Here is a 21,901-nt window from a genome sequence, read left to right as displayed (position 1 = left end):
GTGCAGTTGTGCAAACAGGGTATATGCTATTTGGACATCATCTAGAAAGAAATACTGCTGTTTCTGCCTCCTCCTTTCATCTCGCTTTATGCACGATTGAATTTCTAATCGCTATTCCAACTATGAATCTAAGCCTATTTTTCCAGACTATGATATTCGCACTTACATAATTTCTATTTCCACATATTTATAATATGAGAATAGGGAAAGGAGGAAATAGAATGAGTGGTAGATGTGGATTTTCTGGTATTGGTTTACTTTGCTTCATACTCCTCGTAGCAGTTATATTCGCTTTCTGTAGAGGCGGAGCTTACTACTAAACTATAAGCGGTTTTCTCGATCTCCTCTTTTCATCGAGGAGATCGGGGAAAACCACTCCCATTCCTCTACGGAAAAACCCATCGCCCATCCCTGGCTACAAGGGATGGGCGATGGGTTTTATATTTTTAGATCTACTCACCGGTGACTTCGTATCAGCATAAAGAAATATCAAAGATGAAGGAGCCAATCAACCATTACTATATATATAAATGGATATTATTCTCTTTATAATTTCTTCAAGAGACTGTCAATAGAACATATTTACACATTATTTTCAAATAGTTTTTAAATCTTTAACTTGTATGAGAGGCTAATATGTAGTAAGTTAGTAATAGTCTTACGTAAAGGGAGGGGACGTCATCTATTAGGATGACATTTCTATGAAAAAATTGTTAATTGCTATTTTATTATTTGTTTGTATTATCCCGAACTCAGCTGTTGCGAGTGGAAATGAAAGTGAGATTGAAACCGACAACAGATTTAAAATGCTGACACACAATGTATACCTCTTTCCTCAACTCGTTGCCAATACCGGACAAATGGACCGTGCTAAGCTTATTGCCAAAGCGGATTATGTTAAAGGACATGATGTCGTCACTTTCCAAGAGATGTTTGATAACGAAGCCTCTGATCTCCTCATGAAGAAACTAAAGGATCAATACCCGCACCAAACTCCTGTTGTAGGCAGAAGTAAATCGGGGTGGGACAAAACAAAAGGTGATTATTCTTGGATGAAGGTAGAAGATGGAGGTGTGGCCATCCTAAGTAAATGGCCCATCAAAGAAAAGATCCAGTATATCTACAAAAAAGGCTCCAAAGGTGAAGAGTATACTGGTAAAGGGTTTGCCTATGCTCGTATCGACAAAAATGGTGAGAACATCCACATTATCGCTACTCACCTTCAATCAGGTGGAAAAGATGAGCATGTAAAAGTGAAGAAATCCCAAATGGAAGAGATAAACCAATTCATCGAAAGCCAAAACATCCCCAAAGATGAAAAAATATTTATGGGTGGAGACTTTAATCTTCAACCCCAGCCTGACGCACGACCAGAAGAATATGCGACTGCCCTGCAAACTCTCGGGGTGGAAGAACCAATTAAACAAGATGATCAGCGGTTAGATTTTATCTTCACTCGCTCCGGTCATGCTCAGCCGACCAATTGGACCAATGAAACCCTTCACGTTACTTCACCAACATGGAAAGTGTTTAAGCCTCTGAAATTTACTACGAAAAAGCACAATTGGTATTCCAATCATAACCCAGTTATTGGGTACGAAAATTATTAAGAAGAAAGAAAACGGCTTCCTAGAGAAGGGAGGCCGTTTTTAATTGATGGAGAAAAGAGCAGTCATGATGCCTTTTATCTCGAAGGAAAGCTCCTTTATTCCTCTCAAATTCTAGACATGGTTCCACTTTACTACGAAAGAGAGAGTGAAAGGTAGACTTGATGATCATCATTCTCCCTCAGTGCTTACCTCTATGAAGAATTCAAAATGATCCCTTGCCAATCCTCTCCAATCTCTGTATAATGACTCTTAATAAATTAGGGAAGAGTGTCTAGGGTTCCGCTGAGGAGAAGGATCTGTTTTCGCCTTTTCACAGGACTGGTCCGAGCGACACTAGGCGCTAAGCGATCTTTCGCAGCGCTACACCGTAAGGAAAAAAGCCTTTCGCGGAAGGTTCCCCATGTGGAACCTAGCGAGGGGCTTTTTTGTTTTACCCTGATAAAGAAGTAGAGAAGTAAATTGGAGAGAAGGGGAGCTAACCATTGACGATTATTGAAGCCAAAGGATTGGAGAAGCGTTTTCGCATGAAACGAAAACAGCCAGGGTTTAAAGGGAGCCTTAGGTCGCTTGTGAAACCGGTGATGGAAGAGAAAGTGGCGGTAAATCGAATTGATTTTCAAGTAGAGAAAGGGGAGCGGATTGCATTTTTGGGTCCCAATGGGGCAGGGAAGTCAACAACCATAAAAATGCTAACGGGCATTCTTCATCCTAGTAGAGGAGAACTTTCCGTATTGGGGATGGTTCCATGGAAAGAACGAAGAGAGCTCGGCTTTCGCATTGGAGCGGTATTCGGTCAGAAGTCACAGCTATGGTATCACTTGCCCCCTGCAGATACCTTCTCTTTAATGGCAAGTATATATGAGTTGCCACGGAAGGTTTTCCGCCAGAGGCGTGACCAACTGGTTGAGATATTTGCCTTGGAATCTTATCTGTCGACACCGGTAAGGAAGCTTTCTTTGGGAGAGCGGATGCGGTGTGAGATGGCAGCAGCACTTATGCATAACCCAGAGATTTTATTTTTGGATGAACCCACAATCGGCATGGATGTCATCGTGAAGCAGTCCATCCGACAGATGATTCGCAAGTTAAATAAAGAGGAGGGAGTAACCGTCTTTCTCACTTCTCACGATCCAGGAGATATCGAGTCTTTATGCGAGCGAGCAGTCGTCATTAATCATGGGGAGATTGTGTGGGATGCCCCAGTGCAACAATTGAAAAGGGAGGTATTGACGCACAAGGTGATTCATTTGAAGTTAACAGAGCCACTGGAAAAATGGGAGGTGAAGGGGACCGAGATAATAAAGCAAACGGGAAAAGGCGTGAAGATGAAACTGGATACCAAACAAACTTCGATGGATGAGGTCATTGGAAAATTGGTAGAGAGGGTGACCATTCAAGACTTAAGTATCGCTGATCCTTCATTGGACGAGGTGATGACGGCGATTTATCAGAGGAAACGGAGGGCAGATACATGATTCCCCTCAATCACTATGTAAAACGGGCGAATGGGAGAAAGTATGTAGCTATCTTTACCATGACGCTAAAAAATCAGTGGGTCTATCTCTATGATTTTTTTGTCCGTACATTCTTTTTACTCATCGTCCTTTTTGTTTTTACACAATTGTGGTCGGTAACGTATGACGTCACTGGGAAAACAGAGATCGAGGGATTTTCCCTCCCCATGTTGATGTGGTATTTGCTTATAACGGAAGCCATGATCATGGCCTATCCCAGGTTGTCTGAGGGAGTAGAGCAGGATGTGAAGGGAGGAGGAGTGGCAACGTATCTCATTCGCCCTCTTTCTTACCTCGGCTACCATTGGAGTGCTTTTATTGCGGAGTTTTGTTTGCGATTGGGAGTTAATCTGATCGTCGGAGGAGGACTCATCTTTTTCTTATTTGGCTTCCCGCAGTTATCCTGGGGGCAGATGGGCCGGTTTGTTCTATTTCTTGTTGTGGCTGTGGTCATTCATTATTGTTTTTCCATGAGCATTGCGCTACTTGCTTTCTGGACGGAAGAAGTACGTGGTTTTGAACTGATGTATACACGACTGATGATGACTCTGGGGGGCATGATGTTACCGCTCGAGATTTTCCCCGATTGGTTGGAATCGATTACTCGACTTCTTCCCTTCCAAGCCATCGTGTACCTTCCGGCAAAAATGATGGTGATGGAAGAAGGGGGAGCGTGGTGGGGATTATGGCTAGGTCAATTGGGTTGGGCAGTCGTAGCGATTGGGTGGGTCAGCTGGGTCTATCGAATGGGGGTGAAGAAGCTTGATCTCAATGGTGGCTAAATACCGTTATCTATTTGCATACTGGCGAGCAAATTGGCAGGGAGCGATGGAATTTCGTGCGAGTTTCTTGGCACAAATGTTATCTATGTTACTAAACAACGGCGTATGGATCCTCTTTTGGTGGGTGTATTTTCGTCAATTTCCTGTCATCAAGGGATGGGAAATGACCGATATTTTGTACTTGTGGGCGATCGCAGCAGGAGGGTTTGGCTGGGTAAATGCTTTCTTTGGTAATACCTTTCGTTTGGCGCATCTGACTGCCCACGGACAGTTGGATGTATATCTCGCTCTTCCCAAGCCAGTGTTGCCTCATTTACTCGTTAGCCGCATGAATCTGTCTGCCTGGGGCGATATGCTTTTTGCCTGGTTGCTTTTTTTCTTCATCGGAGATGGTATAACCTCTCTTTTGCGGTTTTGTTATGCTCAGCTATTAACCGGATTATTAATTATGGGGATGATGATCTTGGTGCAAAGCCTTGCTTTCTATATGGGCAATGCTGAAGGAGTGGCGATGCAAGTCTTTAATGCCTTGATTATGTTTCAAACCTACCCGATCGATATCTTTCATGGAGTGACACGGATTCTCTTGTTTACGCTTCTTCCAGCAGGATTGATTAGCGTCTTACCGGTCGCTTTTATACGAAACTTCTCCTGGATGTTTACACTTCAAGTAACAGCAGCGATCGGTGGGATTTTCTTCTTAAGTATCTATGTCTTCTACCGTGGACTGCGGCGCTACGAATCAGGCAATATGATTGGCCTAAGGATGTAAGGAAGTATGTAGGAAGCCGCTTTCGAGGTGAAAGCGGCTTCCCTATATGCTGCAAACCTAGTAAAGGCCACATCCGCATACGAAAACAAAAATCGTCGCGATAACAAGTAAGAAGATTAATAAGCTTTTGTAGCCAAAACCGCCACCGCCGTAGTAATAACCACCGCCACAACCACCACTCACATTGCATACCTCCTTTTCCTCATTTCAATATATACGTTATGTAATAACAGATAATTTGCCAGGGTGGATGCCTTTAAGAAGCGAAAACAGGCAATTGTAACATTCATAGGAATGACGCTGGAATCGGTTAATGAATAAGAAAGAACCGCTTACCCGGAGGGAAAGCGGTTTTCTCGTATGGCAACCTCTTTAGCAGTAGCCTGCACAGACAAAGACAAAGATGGTTGCAATAACGAGCAAGAAGATCAAGAGGCTTTTGTAACCAAAGCCAATTCCATAACCTCCATATCCACCACTCATGACACATTCCTCCTTTTCAGGTGTCTCTATAAGGTATGTAATTTAGGGAGATGTGAGCGGGTGAATGCCTGCTTTTAGTGGAAAAAGGCGAGTGTCATAGGTGGTGGGTTAAACGTAAGTGAAAAGAGAAAAGCCACCTTCCATTAGGGAAAGTGGCTTTCTTGCTGGATACCTAGATTATTTAGTATATACCGCATCCAGAACAGACGAAGACAAAGATGGTGGCAATGACAAGTAAGAAGATCAAGAGGCTTTTGTACCCAAATCCCGAACCGTAGCCACCATAACCACCATAACCACCATAACCACCGCTATAACTACTACCCATATGGCATTCCTCCTCCGGTAGGTTTCTATATATATGTATGTCGGAGGTCAAATATGGAGAGGGTAGATGCCTTGGTTAAGGAGAAAAGGGCGTTTGAACTAGATAGATTTCTCTCTGGATCATAATGAATAATGCCTGCTATTACAGCGTTACTGGTTGATAAACTTCCAGCGCTGGTATATACTCTTCCTAGACGGATGATCATGATCCGTAGATGTGTTGAATGCAAAACCGAATAAGACGGGAGCTTGGAGAAGCCAGGCTGAGAGGGCGGGAACTCTACGCCGACCGGTACACCTGATCTGGGTAATGCCAGCGTAGGAAGGATATTGGGAGAAGTAGGCTCTACGATAACGCCTCCTTTTCTACAAGAAGTCGCTACGCTGATTGCGGCTTTTTTTGTTGTCAAAAAAAAGATAGTCAAAGGGTCAGGGTAACCATAAGGATAATAAATACTTACTATTAGGAGTGTTTTGATGAGTAAGAATGAAATGGATTTTCCCAATAGCCGTAAGGTATATCAAGTCGGTTCGCGTCCCGATATCCGAGTTCCGATGCGTGAGATCGAACTCTCTAAAACGACGGGCCGATTTGGAGAAGAGGAAAACGAGCCTGTTCGAGTTTATGATTGTAGTGGTCCCTATACGGATAAGGATGTGACGATTGATTTACGCAAGGGATTGTCTCCACTGCGAACCAAGTGGGTCATGGAGCGTGGGGATGTAGAAGAGTATCAAGCACGGAAAATTCAGCCACTGGACAATGGCTATCACTCTGAAGAGAAAAGTTCGCGTGAGGTGTTCCCTAACGTCAAATCACGACCTCTTCGTGCCAAACAGGGGAAGATTGTTACGCAGATGCATTATGCCAAACAGGGAATCATTACACCCGAGATGGAGTTTGTTGCGATCAGGGAAAAAATGGACCCGGAATTTGTGAGAGAAGAAGTGGCGAGTGGGCGTGCGATTATTCCTTCTAATATCAATCACCCCGAGAGTGAACCGATGATCATCGGTAAAAATTTCCACGTGAAAATCAATGCAAACATCGGAAACTCTGCGGTTACCTCCTCGATTGAAGCGGAAGTAGAAAAAATGCGTTGGGCGACTCACTGGGGAGCCGACAATATCATGGATTTATCAACAGGTAAAGATATTCACACGACTCGTGAGTGGATTATTCGTAACTCGCCTGTTCCTGTGGGAACCGTACCGATTTATCAAGCACTTGAGAAGGTAGGAGGAAAACCGGAAGCACTAACGTGGGAGATTTACCGCGATACGCTGATTGAGCAAGCGGAACAAGGGGTGGATTACTTTACGATCCATGCCGGGGTGCTGTTGCGCTATGTTCCGATGACTGCTGAGCGGACAACAGGCATTGTTTCACGAGGAGGTTCGATTCTCGCCGCTTGGTGTCTGGCTTATCACGAAGAAAACTTCTTGTACACGCATTTCCGTGAGATCTGCGAGATTTTAGCTGCTTATGATATTTCTGTCTCATTGGGGGATGGTCTACGTCCAGGTTCGATTGCTGATGCCAATGATGAAGCCCAATTTGCTGAACTACGAACATTGGGTGAGTTGACGCAGATTGCTTGGGAGTATGATGTGCAAGTTATGATTGAAGGTCCAGGACACGTTCCTATGCATAAAATCAAAGAGAATGTGGACATTGAACAAGAGATTTGCCAAGGTGCTCCTTTCTATACATTGGGACCTCTGACCACGGATATTGCTCCTGGCTATGACCATATCACTTCGGCAATTGGAGCAGCCATTATTGGTTGGCATGGAACGGCGATGTTGTGTTATGTGACACCGAAGGAGCACTTGGGACTGCCCAATCGGGAGGATGTAAAGGAAGGCGTGATCGCCTACAAGATTGCTGCGCACGCAGCGGATCTCGCCAAGGGTCACCCGGGTGCACAAGTGCGTGACGATGCCTTGTCGAAAGCTCGCTTTGAATTCCGTTGGCATGATCAATTTCATCTCTCGCTTGATCCACAACGTGCCATTGCGTACCATGATGAAACTTTACCGGCGGAACCTGCGAAGACGGCTCATTTTTGTTCGATGTGTGGCCCAAAGTTTTGTAGTATGCGCATCAGTCAAGATATTCGTGAGTTTGCAGCAGAGAATGGCTTGGATGTTTTTGAGGCACATAAAGAGGGGATGAAAGAGAAGGCAAAAGAATTCCGCCAAGACGGGGCGAAGATTTATCGCTAGATAAAAAGGAAATGGAACTGAAGGGGCGAGTACGTGGCTTTTTCAGTTCTATTTTTTTACTTGACAACTAAGAGAAGCTTAGTTAGACTGATGTAAATAATGTTGCTCAACTGAAACATTATTTACCCAAGCTAAATCCTCTGGTCTCCTCTTTGCTTGAAGATGGACCCTAAGGCTTCTTCTTTTAGAGAGGAAGCAGGGTGAAGACCCCTGATGAATTTCGCATTTGGCATTTGGAAGTGATTTGGCAACCTCAAATGATTGGCATAGCGGTCTCGATTAGAGGCCGCCTTTTTTATGCGCGCATATTCTAATAAAATAAATAAGTTTGCCAGTAGAAAGCGCAGGGAAGAGTATTACCCACTGAATAGAGGAACCTATGATTTTCGGCTATAATGAATGGATATAGAGGTAAGGGATGCTTTTGTTTAACCAAACGCATCTTTCTTGTACCTATCATGAGTACGAAGGAGGTCCTTTAATCTTTTAATTCGGATAAGAGAGAAAGGGGAACATCATGAGAATCAAAGGACGCTTTAGCTGGATCTTATTATCTCTGTTTGCGCTTGTTATGTGTCTTCTCTGGATAGGGGGATTGGGCCTGGCACTTTATGATCATCAATACTTAGGTGGAGAGGAGTACAGAGGAGAAGCGACGCCCTCTTCTTCCATCCCAGATGAAAAGGGAGGGTTGCTCGTGGGATTGGGTGACTCGATTACCAAGGGGACAGGAGATAACAGTGGACAAGGTTATTTTGGCCGAGTTCGCGATGCCTTGCATTCCCAATATGGAGAAGAGTTGACCGCTGTCAATCTTGGTGTGAAAGGGAAAACTTCTAGTGAACTCTTAGAACAGATGCAAAAGCAGGGGGTACAAGGGCATTTGCAAAGAGCAAAGTGGATCACGATCTCCATCGGGGGGAACGATTTATTTCGTGGAAGTGGTGATCTGATGAGTGTGGATGTGGAGGAATCGGCACGCACCCGAGATACATATGAAGAAAACCTGAGGCAGATGGTGAAAGAGATTCGCCAGCAGAATGAGGGAGCGACTATCTTTATCTATGGCTTGTACAATCCATTTGGTCAGTTGGAAAATGGACAAACGACCTCTACCTTGGTGCGAGAGTGGAATGACGTTATCCGGCAAGTGGCTTATCAGGAAGAGGGAATTGTCGTCATTCCTACCTACGACCTCTTTCAGTTGGATGCAGAACGGTATCTATATTCGGATGACTTTCATCCTAATCAAGAAGGGTATGAAATCATGGCGGACCGCCTTTTGCAGACGATGAAGGGAATCGAACGAGAGGGGGATGGTGAACGTGCAGAATAACGGCGATGTATTAACAGTAAGTCATTTAAGCAAGCGCATTGGCAAGCGTGAAATTGTGCGCAATCTTTCATTTGAAGTGGGACCAGGTGAAATCTTTGGCTTTCTCGGTCCCAATGGAGCGGGGAAAACGACGACCATACGCATGTTAGTAGGGTTAATCCGGCCGACGACAGGGAGCATTCGTCTAGGAGGCTTTGATCTACAAAGAAATTTTCTTGATGCGATTCGACATGTGGGTTGCATCGTGGAGAATCCGGAGATGTATCCTTACCTTTCGGGGCGAGAAAATCTTGAAGTTTTTGCTCGTATGCAAGGAGATGTAACGACAGATCGCATCGATGAAGTAGTAGAATTGGTCGAGCTGTCCCCGCGAATAGAAGATAAGGTAGAGACCTATTCCTTAGGGATGAGGCAACGCTTGGGAATTGCGCAGGCACTACTGGGAAACCCCAAACTATTAATTCTGGACGAGCCCACGAATGGTTTGGATCCAGCAGGGATAAGAGAGATGCGTCACTTTATTCGTCGCTTGGCTCATGAGCATGGAATTAGTGTCTTTGTCTCCAGTCACATTTTGCATGAAGTGCAACTTTTATGTGACCGAATTGCCATTATCCATGAAGGTGAGATTGTGAAGACGGGTAAGGTAGGAGAGTTGTTGGATGAGGATATCCGTGTAGAATGGCGTGTATCCCCTACGGCAAGAGCAAAAGAGATTCTAGCAAGCATTCCTGATGTGACTCAGATAGAAACGATTGAAGGAATGCGCCTTACCTCTCTTCTACCAGTGGAACGTATCTCAGCTGTTAACAAAAAACTAGTAGAAGAAGGGATTCAGGTAATGGAAATGCGGCAACGAAGCAGTAGCTTAGAAGATGTCTTTTTGGCATTGACAGGGGGGGATCAAGGTGCGTAGCATGAGCGGGTTGGTTTATAACGAATTATTAAAAGTGGTGCGAAAAAAACGCATGTTGGTTGTTCTCTTGATTTTGGCCATCGTCATCCCCATATTTGCCTATGCGCAATACCATAATGCGCAGTCTGTGATGGAGCAGATGGGTACAACCGACTGGCGTTCCCTCTTACAACAAGAGATCGTGAATGACCAGAATCGAATCTCCTCTAATAGTATGCCAGCAGAATGGAAATCTTGGTTGGAGATGAAGATTCAACGGCAGCAGTATTACCTAGACCATGACGTGAATCCGATGGTGCCAGGTGCTCCTACCTTTGTCAGAGGATTTATGGAGGAAGGTGTGACACTGTTCCTTCCACTCTTAATGGTGGTGGTTGCATCTGATTTGGTTTCATCGGAATATGGCAGTGGCACGATTAAGATCTTATTAACGCGGCCCATCCGTCGCTGGAAAGTGCTCCTAAGTAAATATATTGCTCTTTCCCTTGTGGTTTCCTTGATCTTAGCGGCCACACTTGTGTTGGCTTACTTGCTTTCGGGAGTGATCTTTGGCTATCAGGGCTGGACCATGCCGGTCTTGACTGGCTTTGAAGAGAGCGGGGGCGAACTGTTGATGGATCAAGTGCATATGGTGCCACAATGGCAATATATCCTGATGGCCTTTGGCCTAGGTTGGTTTGCTTGCATGGCAGTAGCGACCATGTCCTTCATGGTATCTGTGCTTGTCCGGAGTACGGCTGCGAGTATGGGGATTATGATGGCAGCGCTGGTTACGGGGGGATTGCTCGCGCAAGTGGCACCCACTTGGAATGCAGTTAAATATGTTCCTTTTACCAATCTGCAATTGGTGGACTATCTCTCAGGAGAACCGCTATTAATCGAAGGAATGAGCCTTCTTTTTTCCCTCACTGTCCTCTTTGTGTCTGCTCTCCTTAGTTTGCTTGTGGCTTTCGCTGTCTTTACGCGACGTGATGTACTTGCGTAGGATGGGTGGGTATCGCTTGAAGGTGGAATCCTTGTCGAAGCGAGGGGAGAGGGAGCTCTAGTGGCTCCCTCTTTCTGTGCGTTGAATAGATGGAGGACTCCATCTATATTGCTGATCCTCACAAAAGGAACAGGCTTGTCCCTTTGTGAGGATGGATACGAGTAAGCATTATTCTTCACGCTTCTCCATATACGTCCACTTTAAAGAGAAGTCTGCACCAAAAGGTTGCCGAGAAATCTCTTTTACTTCTGGTTTTTGTAGATAGGTATCTTTGGGATAGTAAAGTGAAATGAGAGCCACTTCTTCAAGGAGTTGTTGTTCCGCTCTCCTTAGTTGATTGGCTCGATCATTGGAATCGGTGGTTTCACCGGATTTTTCTATTAATCTGTCAAACTTATCACTTTTCCACTTGCCGACATTGGTTTCGCTGTCACTAGTGAATAGAGAAAGCAATGCGAGTGGATCATGATAATCTCCTTGTAGAAACGAGAGTGACAGGTCGAAGTCCCCTTCCTGCTCTCTCTTAAGTTTCTCTTTTGCGTCAACCGCTGTGATATCGATCTCTATTCCTAAATATTTCTTCCATTGTTCTTGCAGGAAGTTTGCCACTTGGGTGGGAGCATCCTCATCTAGGATCAATAGGGTGAGGGCAGAGATCTCCCCATCCTTTACCCCTTTTTTCCACTGTTTCACGGCTTCTTCTGGATCAAAAGTTTGAAGAGGATAATCGCGTAGGGGTTCCCCATTAAGTGTGAGGGAAGGAGGGACGAGGTTTCCACCACGATCAGCTCCTTCTTTCAATATGTCTGTTACCAGGGATTCGCGGTTAATGCCAAGACTAAGTGCCGAGCGAATCGTCTGTTCCCTGAAGGCTTTCTTCTTTGTATTTAGGAGCAATGAGACCGTTCCCGTTCTTGCTTGCTCTACATATTGTGCTGTTCCACTGTAGGCTGCTGTAAAGTCTAAATCCAGCGGAGTGATATCCGTTTCCCCCGCATTATACATATTGACACTATCGGCTGTTCTTTTGATAATGTGGACGGTTACTTTTTCTAAACCAACTTGATTGCGGTCCCAATAGGCTTTGTTCTTGACCAACGTATATTTTTCTTTTGGCTTCCATTCTGCTAGGGCAAATGGACCATTATAAAGTAAAGTTGCAGGATCTTGTCCGTATTCATCCCCTTCTTTTTCTACGCTCTCCTTGCGCTGCGGATAAAATGGGGTCATGGCAACAAGGTGTAAGAAATAGGGGGTCGGCTTTTCGAGTGTAACTTCTAGCGTCTTTTTATCAACCACCTTGAACCCTACTTCTCCTTTTTCCTTTTCGCCATGTGAGTACGCTTTTGCATTTTTAATGGAATCAAACAGATGAAAAAACGTGTTATTCCCTTTTGATTGAAGGGTGCGAAACCAAGCATAGGAAAAATCGTCTGCCGTGACAGGTTCCTCGTCACTCCAATAGGCATCGCGCAAATGAAAGGTATACGTTTTCTTATCCTCGCTTAACTCGACACGTTCCGCGATTGCTTCAGAAGCATTCCCTTCTTTGTCGATCCGCATTAAGCCTTCCATTGTATTTTCCAATACATTGCGGGACCCAATGTCATTTCCTTGCGTGCTATCCAAGGTAATTAGATCGCGTTTGGTCGTCAGCATGAGGTGTTGGGTCTTAGCTGTAATGGACTCCTGACTACCCTCTTCTATATTCACCGTGCCACAAGCACTGGTTATCATGAGGAGGAGGGAGACGAACAAGTAGAAGGCATATAGGTGACGAGGTAGGCGAGGCTTCATTTTTCACCCTCCCTTACGGAAACCGTGTTGAAAATCTTTTTGATCATTCTCTTTAATTGAAGGATGAAGGAGTTTTGACTAACGATTGGTTATTGCATTCTTCCTTGTTCTTTTAACTCGGCAATCGGTACACTTTGTTCTGCTTCTTTATCCTTCAATAAGGTGATGCGAGCGGTTGCCGAACGCTGATCGACATGCTGAATCCAGATTTGTTCATCTTGATAGAAGACAGGGATATGATCGGGCGATTCATATATTTGCTGTGCACGTAGGGTATCCATCAAACACTCTCCTTTTCCTTATCAAATATCGTACGCCTTTGCTTGTAGTATGTACGGAGAAGGTCTAAACTATGATGAGAGAGGAATGGCGTCCCAGTAAAATTCCTGGTGATTGACACCTCGTTTACTTTCCTGTTGCTATGCTCAATCGTTTGGATAATGGAATCGTCAGTGTTCGATTTTGTCTCATAAGTCCAATTCAAAAAAATCCGATTAAGGTTAACGTTATCAAACCTGATAAAAGAGAGGGAGGGGAAGGGATGTTTCGTTATATTTTATTTGATGTGGACGGCGTGTTTCTAAGTGAAGAGCGATGCTTTGATGCTTCGGCTCTTACGGTGTGGGAGCTTCTGTATCATCCAAGTTATTTGGGCTTGGAAGGAGAATCCTTTACGACACTCCCTTCAGATGAAGAAATCCGGCGCATTCGCCAGCAAATCTTTCAAGATGATCAAATCCTCCGTTGGCTGAAAGAACGAGGGGTTAACTCTAACTGGGATATGGTGACGCTCGTCTTTGGTGTCCAACTGGTCCAACTATTCGAGAGGATACGCTTTACGCCAACGACTCCCGAACCCCTTGCTTCCAGCTCAGAAAAGGAACAAGAACAAGCGCTTTTTTCTCAGATTCGTCGCGAGATAAAGAAGAGAGGGGAATCGCTTAAACCCGACTATGCTGCTTTTATCGAACTCTTATCAAGCCATTTTCATGATAAAGAAGATATCCTTGTCTCACTCAATCGATATGCGAGCCATCAGCTGGATATCGATTATTCCTTTTTCTCTCGTGATGGGTTTTGGTGGTTACTAGGAAGAGATCTATTTCAAGAATGGTACCTTGGAGAGAAGTGGTTCCTAGAGACGGAGAACGTCCCACTTCGCACAAAAGGAAAGGAAGGATTTCTTCATCAAGAAGTTCCTCTGGTACCAACGGAAAGGGTGCGTCAAGTGTTATCACAAACCAAAGCAAGAGGCGCGCAGATTGGTATTGGGACAGGTCGCCCGCGCTTAGAGGCAATCGTACCTTTGAAGGAGTTGGATTTGCTCTCCTCCTTTGATTCTAACCGCATTGTAACTGCGACCGAGGTGATGGACGCGAGTCAATTGTCACCCGAGCAATCATGGGGGAAGCCACATCCATATACTTACATTCAAGGATGGTTGGGTCTGGATCAAGGACGAGAACCTGCGATGACCGCATCGCTTCCTCTCCCGCAGGCTGAACAAATTCTTATCGTGGGGGATTCTGTGGCAGATTTGTTGGCAGCGAAAAAGATGGGTGCTCGCTTTGCGGCTACACTAACAGGATTATCGGGTGAAAAGGCAAGGGATAAATTTATTTCCTTGCAGGCAGACTATATTTTGCGCGATGTGAGTGAGCTTTCTACCGTCTGGAGTGAGGAATAAGCGCCTTGAGGAAGTCGAATAGGAGGTTTGCACCAACACACTTTTTTCGAAAAGATTGATTTTCTTGGAGGTTTTCTTCATAATGAAAGCGGGTAATCAGAGAGTAGAAGCCATTAGAGGCGATAACCTTTTGATCCTAGACTACATATAGGAGGGTCTTTCATGCCAAAATTTGAATTGCCATCACTTCCGTACGAGTTTAATGCATTGGAACCACACATTGATGCCCAAACAATGGAGATTCACCATGACCGTCACCACAAAGCTTACGTGGATAAATTAAATGCAGCTTTGGAAGGTCACAGCACCTTGGCAGAGCAATCGATCGAGCAGTTGATGAGCAAGTTGAATGAAGTACCGGAGAGCATCCAGACCGCAGTGAGAAACAACGGTGGAGGCCATGCCAACCACTCCTTGTTCTGGCAGATTCTTAGCCCGAACGGAGGCGGAGCACCCACAGGTGAGCTGGCTTCGGCGATTGAATCTACCTTTGGTAGCTTTGATACGTTCAAAGACCAGTTTAAAACAGCGGCTACTACACGCTTTGGTAGCGGTTGGGCATGGTTGGTTGTGTCCAACGGGAAGTTAGCTATCACCAGTACACTGAACCAAGATACACCGCTGATGGATGGGGATACACCCATTTTAGGTCTGGATGTGTGGGAACATGCATACTACCTAAAATATCAAAATAAGCGTCCGGCTTATATTGATGCATTCTGGAATGTTGTTAACTGGGAAGAAGTTAATAAACGATTCCAAGAAGCAAAATAAAGATTACTTCGGAGAACCCCCTATTTCTTTCAAGGAATAGGGGGTTCTTACTTTCTTGTTTTTTACGCATTTTTATTAAATTTTATATTTACAATATACATATAATGACTTACAATATACGTATTGTCGGCTGAGAGATAATAGATGTGGGGAGATGATTGGATGAACTACGTAAAACCACAAGTAAACTTTGCTAATGAGGTAAGCGAAAACGATGCAGTAGAATGGACCGTTGTGGCCATCATTGCTATTATTGTAGCAGGCGGTGCAGCTGCATACTGTGCATACAAAGGCGGTAGCTTCTCTGGTGGACTCGACTGGAATAATTGGACGGTTAACATCGGCTGTGACATGAATTAATTCAATCCGAATATAAGAAAAAAGATCAAGTAAGATCATGTAAGGTCAAGTAAGATCATGTAATATCAGAAATTTTAAACCGGTATCTCTCAGCCGGCAATGCTCAAATGTAGAAGGTGAAAACTTATGTCCCTTAGCTATATCGTAGATGTATCCGATGTCAGTAAATCATATGGCCGTAAGAAGGCGGTTAATCAGCTATCGTTGCAGATTCAACCCGCTGAAATCTATGGTTTGCTTGGTCCCAATGGGTCAGGAAAAACAACGACGATCCGTATGATGATGGGACTCATACATCCTGATGAGGGGGCTATTCGTATCTGCAATCGGGATGTGACAGAGGATCCACTTGAAATAAAAAAGAGAATCGGTATTCTTCCTGACGCAGATGAGTTAGTGGAAGATTTGACAGCATGGGAGTTCTTACAGTTTATTTCTTCCTTGCGATCCATCCCGGAGAGGATGGCTAGTTATCGAGCGAAGGAATGGCTATTGCTTCTTCAGCTGTATGAACATCGTCATCAGCCTCTTCACTCGTATTCGCATGGGATGAGGAAGAAGGTGCAACTTATCTCTGCGATTCTTCACTCTCCTGAGTTGTTGATTTTAGACGAGCCCACCACTGGCTTGGACCCAGACATGGTTATTACCTTGAAGCAAATTCTTAGGCGCTTGAAGGAGAAAGGGACAGCTATCTTTTTGTCCACCCATCATCTTGATTTTGCCCAAGATTTGTGTGATCAGGTTTGTTTGATGCAAAATGGAAGGACATTAACACAAGGAGAAACAAGGCACATCCTTCACCTGTCGCGGTCCCGTACCTTGGAAGAAGCTTATATTCATTTAACAAGAGCTGAAGACAAAGGGGAAAGAATTGATGCACTCTTGGGTTATTGGTAAAACGATTCTTCGTACATGGAAGAATCGCTGGTGGGCAGCAACAAAAGAGTCTCCACTCATTGGCTTTCTCCCTTTCATTTTAGTAACATCACTTATTGGCATATTTTTATATGTTTATGATCTGTCGCAAAAGAATCTATTGCAAATATTTGGGGTTATGGATGCAACTGGACTCATGCCGATCATTGAGAACTTCGCTACCCTTACCTTTGTGCTGGTGATGGGGAGCTTGGTCCTACTGTGGCAATTAGCGATTCGTAGTGGAATTAAGAACCGTTTAATGGAGACATTGCCGGTGAAGAAGCGGGCTTGGACAACAGGTCAATTACTTCCTGTCATGGTATTGATATTAAGTCTCTTTCTTGCCCTACTCGTGCCTACATTGATCGTCATGCTAGAGCCCCTTGCGCTTTCCTTCTTAGAAATGGCCGGTGCATTGATCTCCTATCTTTTATTTATCACCTTGGCGACGATTATTGGACTGGGATGGCAGCAAGTGATCCATCTGACAACGCGGCGTTTATTGAAGAAGGCGCCTGTTTCTCTGCATCAGATGTTCCATGGCTTTCTCTTTTTAAGCTCCATGATGGCAGGTGTTGGTTTGATTAGCGTTATCTATCGCTACGAATCTCTGAAGCCTTATGTCATGTGGCACCCTGGAAAGCGATTTGCCTCAGGGATTGAGTCATTAGCTGGTGGAGGATGGGGATTTTTGCTACAAAATCTCTTGCTTCTACTTTACTTGGCAGTGGCGATATTGATGGTCTATTTGTTATTTCAGAGGGAACGCGAGTGGGAACCAGATGGTACACAAACTTGGTTGCCACTTAGAAAAGCCAAGTTTGCAAAGAAGCAGTGGGTCAGTTTTTCTGTCTTTGAGTTAAAGCGGTTGTCAAGGGATAGTGAAACCCACCTATACACGATGGTTTTCTTCTTGTTTTTGATTGTGATCGGGCAAGTGGTGAAATTGTTTGATGAGCGGATGGTACAAATTTATAAACTGATGTTTTCAGAGGGAATTGTTTTTGCTCTTCCGTTTTTTCTAAGCATTTATCCGCTCACATCAAGAAGTAAGAACACCGGGGTGGAGTCGGTTTTTTATACGATTCCGATTAAAATGTCTGCTTTTACTTGGGGGAAAATGGCTGTATATATAAGCGGATTGCCACTTCTCTCTATGCTTTTGTTGACTCTCCTGTATGGAGTCAATTCCATGGGATTGCCACCACTTGAAAAATGGGTGGAGGCGTTTATTTACTCCATGTTGATCTATGCTTTTGCCTATATGATTGGTGTCTGTTTTCCACAGAGACAATCTTTTGTTAATACATTGATACTAAATATGATCTTTTTATTCCTTAGCATACCTGTCTTTTTTCTTGTGAAATATTTTATCGATCGCTTTCCACTATATTTGTTTGTTCCAGAAGCTCTCATTGCGATTGCGCTCTTATTCCTTATTAGTATGAAGGTTGAAGAACGGAGGACGTTACTCAATTGATTAACAATCATTCGATTCCATATTGGCCACAAGAAGTGGAACTTTGCTCCAATGGGATCGTTGATTCCCTATTAAATACGGAGCATGAACTAAATGAAGTGAGTGCCGTCATTTTACAAGAGGTGGACGGGAAGAAAACCATCGCAGAAATGGTGACAGTAGTTTGTGAGCGCTATGATTGGCCACGAGAACAAGTGCTGCCCGATGTGCTGGAGATGATACAAAGATTGAACCATCGTTATTTGATCAACATCACCAGAGAGCGCACATGGAAGTTCATTGTGAAGGAATGGTGGATCTCCCTCTTTTTCTTTCTCCGCACGTTGCATGTGGTTCAGTGGGATATAAGACAACGTATGGCCTTAGATCCCAGCAAGAACATGGGCAAGACATTTGTACAAATTGGTTCTTATATTTTTCGTTCCATGTTCTTTTCTCTTCTATTGGTAACAGCCCTGTTATTTGGATTTTTGCACTATCTTCACTTGGATGCGGTTGCGAGTGCTATTACGTTTTTTGTTGGGGTAATCCTCTCGTTTACCCTTCATGAATTTGGACATGCGGCTGCTTTTATTCTTCTTGCTCCGCAAGAAGAAAAAGCCTTTTTTGCTTTCAAACGGGGAGGGTTTCAAATTGTTAAACGAAGATTGACTCCCCGCATGGAAATGTGGATTTCCTTGGCGGGACCTCTCTTGCCTACAGTGGGAGGGATCAGTCTAACAGTTGTACTTTGGAGTGCGGGGCTTTATCCCACTCATTGGATGGTTGCCCCGTGGGTCATCTTACTTGTTTTTGCTATGCATAGTATCACCCTTCTTCCCCCATTTTCTGATGGTAAAAGACTAATAGAAGCATGGACGGCAAGTAGGATGCAGAAGAAACTTCTTCAAATCAGAAAGGATGGTCATGAATGAAAAAGAAGAAAAAATATCCGTTTCTCGCCTTTTTTTCAGGCTCACTCATTTTATTTCTATTGATGCTCACGTTTTTCTTTGTCTACGGTACGGTAGGAGGAGTAGAAGGATGGCCAGCGTTAGATCTTCAGTTGGCTAGTATCGTTATCTTTCAGATGACTCCTCAGGAAGGCGAGTCCTTTCAAATGCAGTTTGGTCTCGGCATTTTCCTCGTCGCTTTTTTGGGCGGAGCACTGAACGCGGGACTATCGTTCTTTCTTAATCGTCAGCGGAACGCAGGTTAGGATAGTTTAAGAAAAAAGGAAAAATCCCCAAAAAGCAAACAGATGGGTAGTCCGATCTGTTTGCTTTTTTAGTATAAAAAGGTAGTATGCGGTTATTTATCTTCTATTATAATCCAGGTGAAGCTTGATAATTTCATATATATCCCTGTAATTACATTCCTTTTGTATTGAGATGAAAATTTTAGCCCCGTATAATAGCAACTGTAGCAAAAAGAGATCTAGGAACGACTTGATGGAAGAATCGATCCTATTTGTAGGGTTAGCTAAATAAAGATTATTCGCCCTGCATCCATCAAACAAACTAGAAGTTGGAAGGAGAGAAAGTATGCGATTAGTATATAAATTATCAATATTATCTTTTGCGTTTATATTGGTTGCAGTGGGATTATCGCAGGTAGTAGCCAATGACGTAAAAGCACAACCTCAGACCTTGCAACTGTATAGTCAAAACGGGGATGTATGGGATCTTCAATACCGCTTACAACAATTAGATTATTATAAAGATAAGATAGATGGGATTTATGGTTCCAATACCGAGAATGCCGTAATTCAGTTTCAGAAAGATATGGGTATTCAGGTGGATGGAATTACCGGTCCTCAAACATGGAAGTGGATGAAGGCCAATAGTTATTCCCAGGAAGAAGTTCTGCAGCTTGCACGTGCCGTATATGCGGAAGCACGTGGGGAAGAGTATAAAGGACAGGTAGCTGTGGCCGCGGTGATCATCAACCGGATAAAATCAGATGGTTTCCCTGACACAGTAGATGGGGTATTATTCGAAGAACATGCTTTTGAATCCGTTACAAATGGGACATTTTGGGATGACCCCAACTCCACGGCTTATGATGCAGTAGAAGATGCGATCCAAGGTTGGGACCCGTCTTATCATGCACTGTTTTTCTTTAATCCAGATACGGCTACGTCATCGTGGATTTGGTCGCGTGAACAGACTGTAAAAATTGGAAACCATATCTTTGCAAAGTAATGTGTGAGGGTATAAAAAGATGAACCTGTCCGACATGGGCAGGTTTTTTACATAAGGGTCGATTCTTTCGGCTTAGGAAGAAAACGTCTGGCTGTGTGCTACATGCCAAAGGTGTCGAAAAGGAAAGATACAGAGAAGAGGGGGTGGCATGTTGGCACGTCGTAGGCGAAATCAACTCTTGGTAAGAGAAGCTCGTGTGGGAATGGATCAATTAAAAAAAGAGGTGATGCAGCGGGAGACAGGATTAAAGGAACAGTCTCCAGATCAGATGAAGCAGGAAATCGCACATGAGCTTCACATTTCACTTCAGCCACACTATAATGGAGAGCTAAAGACAAAAGAGGCAGGCCAGATCGGTGGGAAGATCGGTGGAGAAATGGTAAAAGAACTTGTACAGCGAGGGCTAGAGGAATGGATGCAAAACAACAAAAAAATGCGCTAATTCCTTTTATGATAGGCGTAATAGCGGCTTCCCATTGAAGTCGCCTGTTTTTTAACTTGAATTCTGTATAAATTTTCTCTTAAAATAACGTAGAATGATTCTCTTCGCTCTCAAATCTGTCATAATGAGTGGGAGGAATGAAAAGGGGGAAAGACGAATGGAGCGCGTTATTATCTTATCAATGGGGTTTGGTACAGGCCATAATGCAGCAGCAAAAGCATTACAAATAGAATTTGAGCGTTTCCCAAAGGTAAGTGCGGAAGTGGTGGACCTATTGGAGATTACCCCTCGTTCCTTTCACCCTTTCCTACAATCTGGATATCATCATATGCTAAAGAAATTCCCTAATTTTTATCATACTTTATACGATTGGACACAACAGTCCCGTGTCTTTCGCTATGTATCCGCAGAGTTTATTGAGAAGATGGGATGGATGTTGCGTCCAAAAATGAAGCAATTACATCAATCCATTAAACCTACACGCATCGTAACCACCCACCCCTTTGCGTTAGCGATGTTACCCAGTCGATGGTGTAAATTTCATCATACGGTAGGAGTGCTAACCGATTATGACCTTCATCCGTTGTGGATGGCGCAGGCACCCGATTATCTATGTGTTCCGAAGGGGCTTCTATTAGAGAAACAACTACGAGACCAAGCGCGTTGGAGATATGGGTGCAAAATGATCGAGACGGGTATTCCGATCCATCGTAACTTTAGCCGAGAAGGTACGGCTATGGAAGCACGTGCACGATTAGGATTAGCTTACGACAAGCCCGTTGTCCTCTTGATGGGAGGAGGCATGGGGATGGGCCCCATGATGGAAATGGTTTCTGCTTTGGGTGATTTATCCACTGTGCAGGTGGTCGTCATGACAGGGCAAAATCATTCGCTTCATCAGATGCTGACGGAAAAATATCACAACTCAGCGGTGCGTGTAGAAGGGTATCGAGAAGATATGGATAGGTGGATGGAAGCGAGCGATCTTCTCATTACGAAACCGGGTGGAATCACCGTAACGGAAGCGATCGAAAAAAGTCTTCCTATGCTTTTATATAAACCACTTCCAGGACAGGAAGAAGCCAATCAGCGATATTTGCTTCGCCACGGCGTAGCAGAGATGACCTCGGAAGATCAGTTGCGGGAACAGGTGATTCGCTGGACTCAACATCCAACTGCTTTAGAACCGATTCATTCTCGCCTCCAACACTTGCAGTCAAAACAATCGGCAGCTCGTGTTGTACAATTGACGTTGTCTCTTGCAAGTACGCGGGCTGGGCGCATATCTTAGAAGAGAAGGAGG

At 44.2% G+C, this 21,901-nt stretch carries 23 protein-coding genes; 18 read left to right on the top strand and 5 right to left on the bottom strand.

Annotated elements, in window-relative coordinates:
• The first annotated feature begins 701 nt into the window (after positions 1 to 701).
• From AC6RGY_RS15400 to AC6RGY_RS15385, 4 genes are all read left to right on the top strand, one after another.
• Positions 702 to 1,610: an endonuclease/exonuclease/phosphatase family protein gene (locus AC6RGY_RS15400; protein WP_499864480.1), complete on the top strand. Its 909-nt coding sequence runs from the start codon at positions 702 to 704 to the stop codon at positions 1,608 to 1,610.
• Between the two features lie 482 nt (positions 1,611 to 2,092).
• Complete coding sequence (locus AC6RGY_RS15395) at positions 2,093 to 3,085, top strand: ABC transporter ATP-binding protein (RefSeq protein WP_499864478.1); 993 nt, start codon at positions 2,093 to 2,095, stop codon at positions 3,083 to 3,085.
• A complete protein-coding gene (locus tag AC6RGY_RS15390; RefSeq protein WP_499864476.1) occupies positions 3,082 to 3,906 on the top strand; it encodes an ABC transporter permease in 825 nt (274 codons plus the stop codon). The genes AC6RGY_RS15395 and AC6RGY_RS15390 overlap by 4 nt, the downstream gene beginning before the upstream one ends.
• Entirely contained in the window at positions 3,896 to 4,678 is a 783-nt protein-coding gene (locus tag AC6RGY_RS15385; protein WP_499864662.1) for an ABC transporter permease, read from the top strand. The genes AC6RGY_RS15390 and AC6RGY_RS15385 overlap by 11 nt, the downstream gene beginning before the upstream one ends.
• 57 nt (positions 4,679 to 4,735) lie before the next feature.
• Here the strand turns inward: AC6RGY_RS15385 and AC6RGY_RS15380 are convergent, their stop codons facing one another.
• The 3 genes from AC6RGY_RS15380 to AC6RGY_RS15370 form a co-directional block, all read right to left on the bottom strand.
• Positions 4,736 to 4,861: a hypothetical protein gene (locus AC6RGY_RS15380; RefSeq protein ID WP_499864474.1), complete on the bottom strand. Its 126-nt coding sequence runs from the start codon at positions 4,859 to 4,861 to the stop codon at positions 4,736 to 4,738.
• Between the two features lie 189 nt (positions 4,862 to 5,050).
• Positions 5,051 to 5,161, bottom strand: coding sequence for a sporulation protein YjcZ (locus tag AC6RGY_RS15375; RefSeq protein ID WP_499864472.1), 111 nt, complete (start codon positions 5,159 to 5,161; stop codon positions 5,051 to 5,053).
• Between the two features lie 181 nt (positions 5,162 to 5,342).
• Positions 5,343 to 5,489 carry a sporulation protein YjcZ gene (locus AC6RGY_RS15370; protein WP_499864470.1) on the bottom strand — a complete coding sequence of 49 codons (147 nt, stop codon included), beginning with the start codon at positions 5,487 to 5,489 and terminating at the stop codon, positions 5,343 to 5,345.
• 476 nt (positions 5,490 to 5,965) lie between these two features.
• On the opposite strand from AC6RGY_RS15370, the gene thiC reads away from it, so the two are divergent.
• From thiC to AC6RGY_RS15350, 4 genes are all read left to right on the top strand, one after another.
• The gene (gene thiC / locus AC6RGY_RS15365) at positions 5,966 to 7,717 is read left to right on the top strand and encodes a phosphomethylpyrimidine synthase ThiC (protein WP_499864468.1); all 1,752 of its coding nucleotides are present in this window, start codon (positions 5,966 to 5,968) and stop codon (positions 7,715 to 7,717) included.
• Between the two features lie 517 nt (positions 7,718 to 8,234).
• A complete protein-coding gene (locus AC6RGY_RS15360; RefSeq protein WP_499864467.1) occupies positions 8,235 to 9,053 on the top strand; it encodes a GDSL-type esterase/lipase family protein in 819 nt (272 codons plus the stop codon).
• Positions 9,043 to 9,969 carry an ABC transporter ATP-binding protein gene (locus tag AC6RGY_RS15355; RefSeq protein WP_499864465.1) on the top strand — a complete coding sequence of 309 codons (927 nt, stop codon included), beginning with the start codon at positions 9,043 to 9,045 and terminating at the stop codon, positions 9,967 to 9,969. Before AC6RGY_RS15360 ends, AC6RGY_RS15355 begins: the two co-directional genes overlap by 11 nt.
• On the top strand, positions 9,962 to 10,954 hold the full coding sequence (locus tag AC6RGY_RS15350) for an ABC transporter permease (protein WP_499864462.1): 993 nt from the start codon (positions 9,962 to 9,964) through the stop codon (positions 10,952 to 10,954). The genes AC6RGY_RS15355 and AC6RGY_RS15350 overlap by 8 nt, the downstream gene beginning before the upstream one ends.
• Before the next feature lie 168 nt (positions 10,955 to 11,122).
• Here the strand turns inward: AC6RGY_RS15350 and AC6RGY_RS15345 are convergent, their stop codons facing one another.
• Positions 11,123 to 12,751 carry a peptide ABC transporter substrate-binding protein gene (locus AC6RGY_RS15345; protein ID WP_499864458.1) on the bottom strand — a complete coding sequence of 543 codons (1,629 nt, stop codon included), beginning with the start codon at positions 12,749 to 12,751 and terminating at the stop codon, positions 11,123 to 11,125.
• 89 nt (positions 12,752 to 12,840) lie between these two features.
• Entirely contained in the window at positions 12,841 to 13,032 is a 192-nt protein-coding gene (locus tag AC6RGY_RS15340; protein ID WP_499864456.1) for an H-type small acid-soluble spore protein, read from the bottom strand.
• Positions 13,033 to 13,292: 260 nt separating this feature from the next.
• Here AC6RGY_RS15340 and AC6RGY_RS15335 point away from each other — a divergent pair, with 260 nt between their 5' ends.
• The 10 genes from AC6RGY_RS15335 to AC6RGY_RS15290 all read left to right on the top strand — a co-directional run bounded on the left by AC6RGY_RS15335 (position 13,293) and on the right by AC6RGY_RS15290 (position 21,889).
• The gene (locus AC6RGY_RS15335) at positions 13,293 to 14,438 is read left to right on the top strand and encodes an HAD family hydrolase (protein ID WP_499864455.1); all 1,146 of its coding nucleotides are present in this window, start codon (positions 13,293 to 13,295) and stop codon (positions 14,436 to 14,438) included.
• Between the two features lie 162 nt (positions 14,439 to 14,600).
• On the top strand, positions 14,601 to 15,212 hold the full coding sequence (locus tag AC6RGY_RS15330; RefSeq protein ID WP_499864453.1) for a superoxide dismutase: 612 nt from the start codon (positions 14,601 to 14,603) through the stop codon (positions 15,210 to 15,212).
• Between the two features lie 162 nt (positions 15,213 to 15,374).
• Positions 15,375 to 15,572 carry a hypothetical protein gene (locus AC6RGY_RS15325; protein WP_499864451.1) on the top strand — a complete coding sequence of 66 codons (198 nt, stop codon included), beginning with the start codon at positions 15,375 to 15,377 and terminating at the stop codon, positions 15,570 to 15,572.
• 126 nt (positions 15,573 to 15,698) lie between these two features.
• Positions 15,699 to 16,472: an ABC transporter ATP-binding protein gene (locus AC6RGY_RS15320; protein ID WP_499864449.1), complete on the top strand. Its 774-nt coding sequence runs from the start codon at positions 15,699 to 15,701 to the stop codon at positions 16,470 to 16,472.
• A complete protein-coding gene (locus AC6RGY_RS15315; RefSeq protein WP_499864446.1) occupies positions 16,450 to 17,973 on the top strand; it encodes a hypothetical protein in 1,524 nt (507 codons plus the stop codon). The genes AC6RGY_RS15320 and AC6RGY_RS15315 overlap by 23 nt, the downstream gene beginning before the upstream one ends.
• Positions 17,970 to 18,887: a PqqD family peptide modification chaperone gene (locus tag AC6RGY_RS15310; protein WP_499864444.1), complete on the top strand. Its 918-nt coding sequence runs from the start codon at positions 17,970 to 17,972 to the stop codon at positions 18,885 to 18,887. The genes AC6RGY_RS15315 and AC6RGY_RS15310 overlap by 4 nt, the downstream gene beginning before the upstream one ends.
• Positions 18,884 to 19,171, top strand: coding sequence for a hypothetical protein (locus tag AC6RGY_RS15305; RefSeq protein WP_499864442.1), 288 nt, complete (start codon positions 18,884 to 18,886; stop codon positions 19,169 to 19,171). The genes AC6RGY_RS15310 and AC6RGY_RS15305 overlap by 4 nt, the downstream gene beginning before the upstream one ends.
• A 325-nt stretch (positions 19,172 to 19,496) precedes the next feature.
• Positions 19,497 to 20,156 carry a cell wall hydrolase gene (locus AC6RGY_RS15300; RefSeq protein WP_499864439.1) on the top strand — a complete coding sequence of 220 codons (660 nt, stop codon included), beginning with the start codon at positions 19,497 to 19,499 and terminating at the stop codon, positions 20,154 to 20,156.
• Between the two features lie 148 nt (positions 20,157 to 20,304).
• Positions 20,305 to 20,598, top strand: coding sequence for an alpha/beta-type small acid-soluble spore protein (locus AC6RGY_RS15295; protein ID WP_499864437.1), 294 nt, complete (start codon positions 20,305 to 20,307; stop codon positions 20,596 to 20,598).
• Positions 20,599 to 20,755: 157 nt separating this feature from the next.
• A complete protein-coding gene (locus AC6RGY_RS15290) occupies positions 20,756 to 21,889 on the top strand; it encodes an MGDG synthase family glycosyltransferase (RefSeq protein ID WP_499864435.1) in 1,134 nt (377 codons plus the stop codon).
• The last annotated feature ends 12 nt before the right edge of the window (positions 21,890 to 21,901 follow it).

The organism is Mechercharimyces mesophilus (assembly GCF_059818345.1).
Note: the sequence above shows the minus strand (reverse complement) of the source record. Positions and strands in the feature narration are given on the sequence as shown.

Excerpts from the sequence above, each read along its gene's own strand:
- AC6RGY_RS15345 (WP_499864458.1), bottom strand. The coding sequence starts at position 12,751 with ATGAAGCCTCGCCTACCTCGTCACCTATATGCCTTCTACTTGTTCGTC.
- AC6RGY_RS15360 (WP_499864467.1), top strand. The coding sequence starts at position 8,235 with ATGAGAATCAAAGGACGCTTTAGCTGGATCTTATTATCTCTGTTTGCG.
- AC6RGY_RS15385 (WP_499864662.1), top strand. The coding sequence starts at position 3,896 with ATGGTGGCTAAATACCGTTATCTATTTGCATACTGGCGAGCAAATTGG.
- AC6RGY_RS15335 (WP_499864455.1), top strand. The coding sequence starts at position 13,293 with ATGTTTCGTTATATTTTATTTGATGTGGACGGCGTGTTTCTAAGTGAA.
- AC6RGY_RS15305 (WP_499864442.1), top strand. The coding sequence starts at position 18,884 with ATGAAAAAGAAGAAAAAATATCCGTTTCTCGCCTTTTTTTCAGGCTCA.
- AC6RGY_RS15290 (WP_499864435.1), top strand. The coding sequence starts at position 20,756 with ATGGAGCGCGTTATTATCTTATCAATGGGGTTTGGTACAGGCCATAAT.
- AC6RGY_RS15315 (WP_499864446.1), top strand. The coding sequence starts at position 16,450 with ATGCACTCTTGGGTTATTGGTAAAACGATTCTTCGTACATGGAAGAAT.
- AC6RGY_RS15325 (WP_499864451.1), top strand. The coding sequence starts at position 15,375 with ATGAACTACGTAAAACCACAAGTAAACTTTGCTAATGAGGTAAGCGAA.
- AC6RGY_RS15370 (WP_499864470.1), bottom strand. The coding sequence starts at position 5,489 with ATGGGTAGTAGTTATAGCGGTGGTTATGGTGGTTATGGTGGTTATGGT.
- AC6RGY_RS15300 (WP_499864439.1), top strand. The coding sequence starts at position 19,497 with ATGCGATTAGTATATAAATTATCAATATTATCTTTTGCGTTTATATTG.
- AC6RGY_RS15330 (WP_499864453.1), top strand. The coding sequence starts at position 14,601 with ATGCCAAAATTTGAATTGCCATCACTTCCGTACGAGTTTAATGCATTG.
- AC6RGY_RS15390 (WP_499864476.1), top strand. The coding sequence starts at position 3,082 with ATGATTCCCCTCAATCACTATGTAAAACGGGCGAATGGGAGAAAGTAT.
- thiC (WP_499864468.1), top strand. The coding sequence starts at position 5,966 with ATGAGTAAGAATGAAATGGATTTTCCCAATAGCCGTAAGGTATATCAA.
- AC6RGY_RS15320 (WP_499864449.1), top strand. The coding sequence starts at position 15,699 with ATGTCCCTTAGCTATATCGTAGATGTATCCGATGTCAGTAAATCATAT.
- AC6RGY_RS15400 (WP_499864480.1), top strand. The coding sequence starts at position 702 with ATGAAAAAATTGTTAATTGCTATTTTATTATTTGTTTGTATTATCCCG.
- AC6RGY_RS15340 (WP_499864456.1), bottom strand. The coding sequence starts at position 13,032 with ATGGATACCCTACGTGCACAGCAAATATATGAATCGCCCGATCATATC.
- AC6RGY_RS15375 (WP_499864472.1), bottom strand. The coding sequence starts at position 5,161 with ATGAGTGGTGGATATGGAGGTTATGGAATTGGCTTTGGTTACAAAAGC.
- AC6RGY_RS15295 (WP_499864437.1), top strand. The coding sequence starts at position 20,305 with ATGTTGGCACGTCGTAGGCGAAATCAACTCTTGGTAAGAGAAGCTCGT.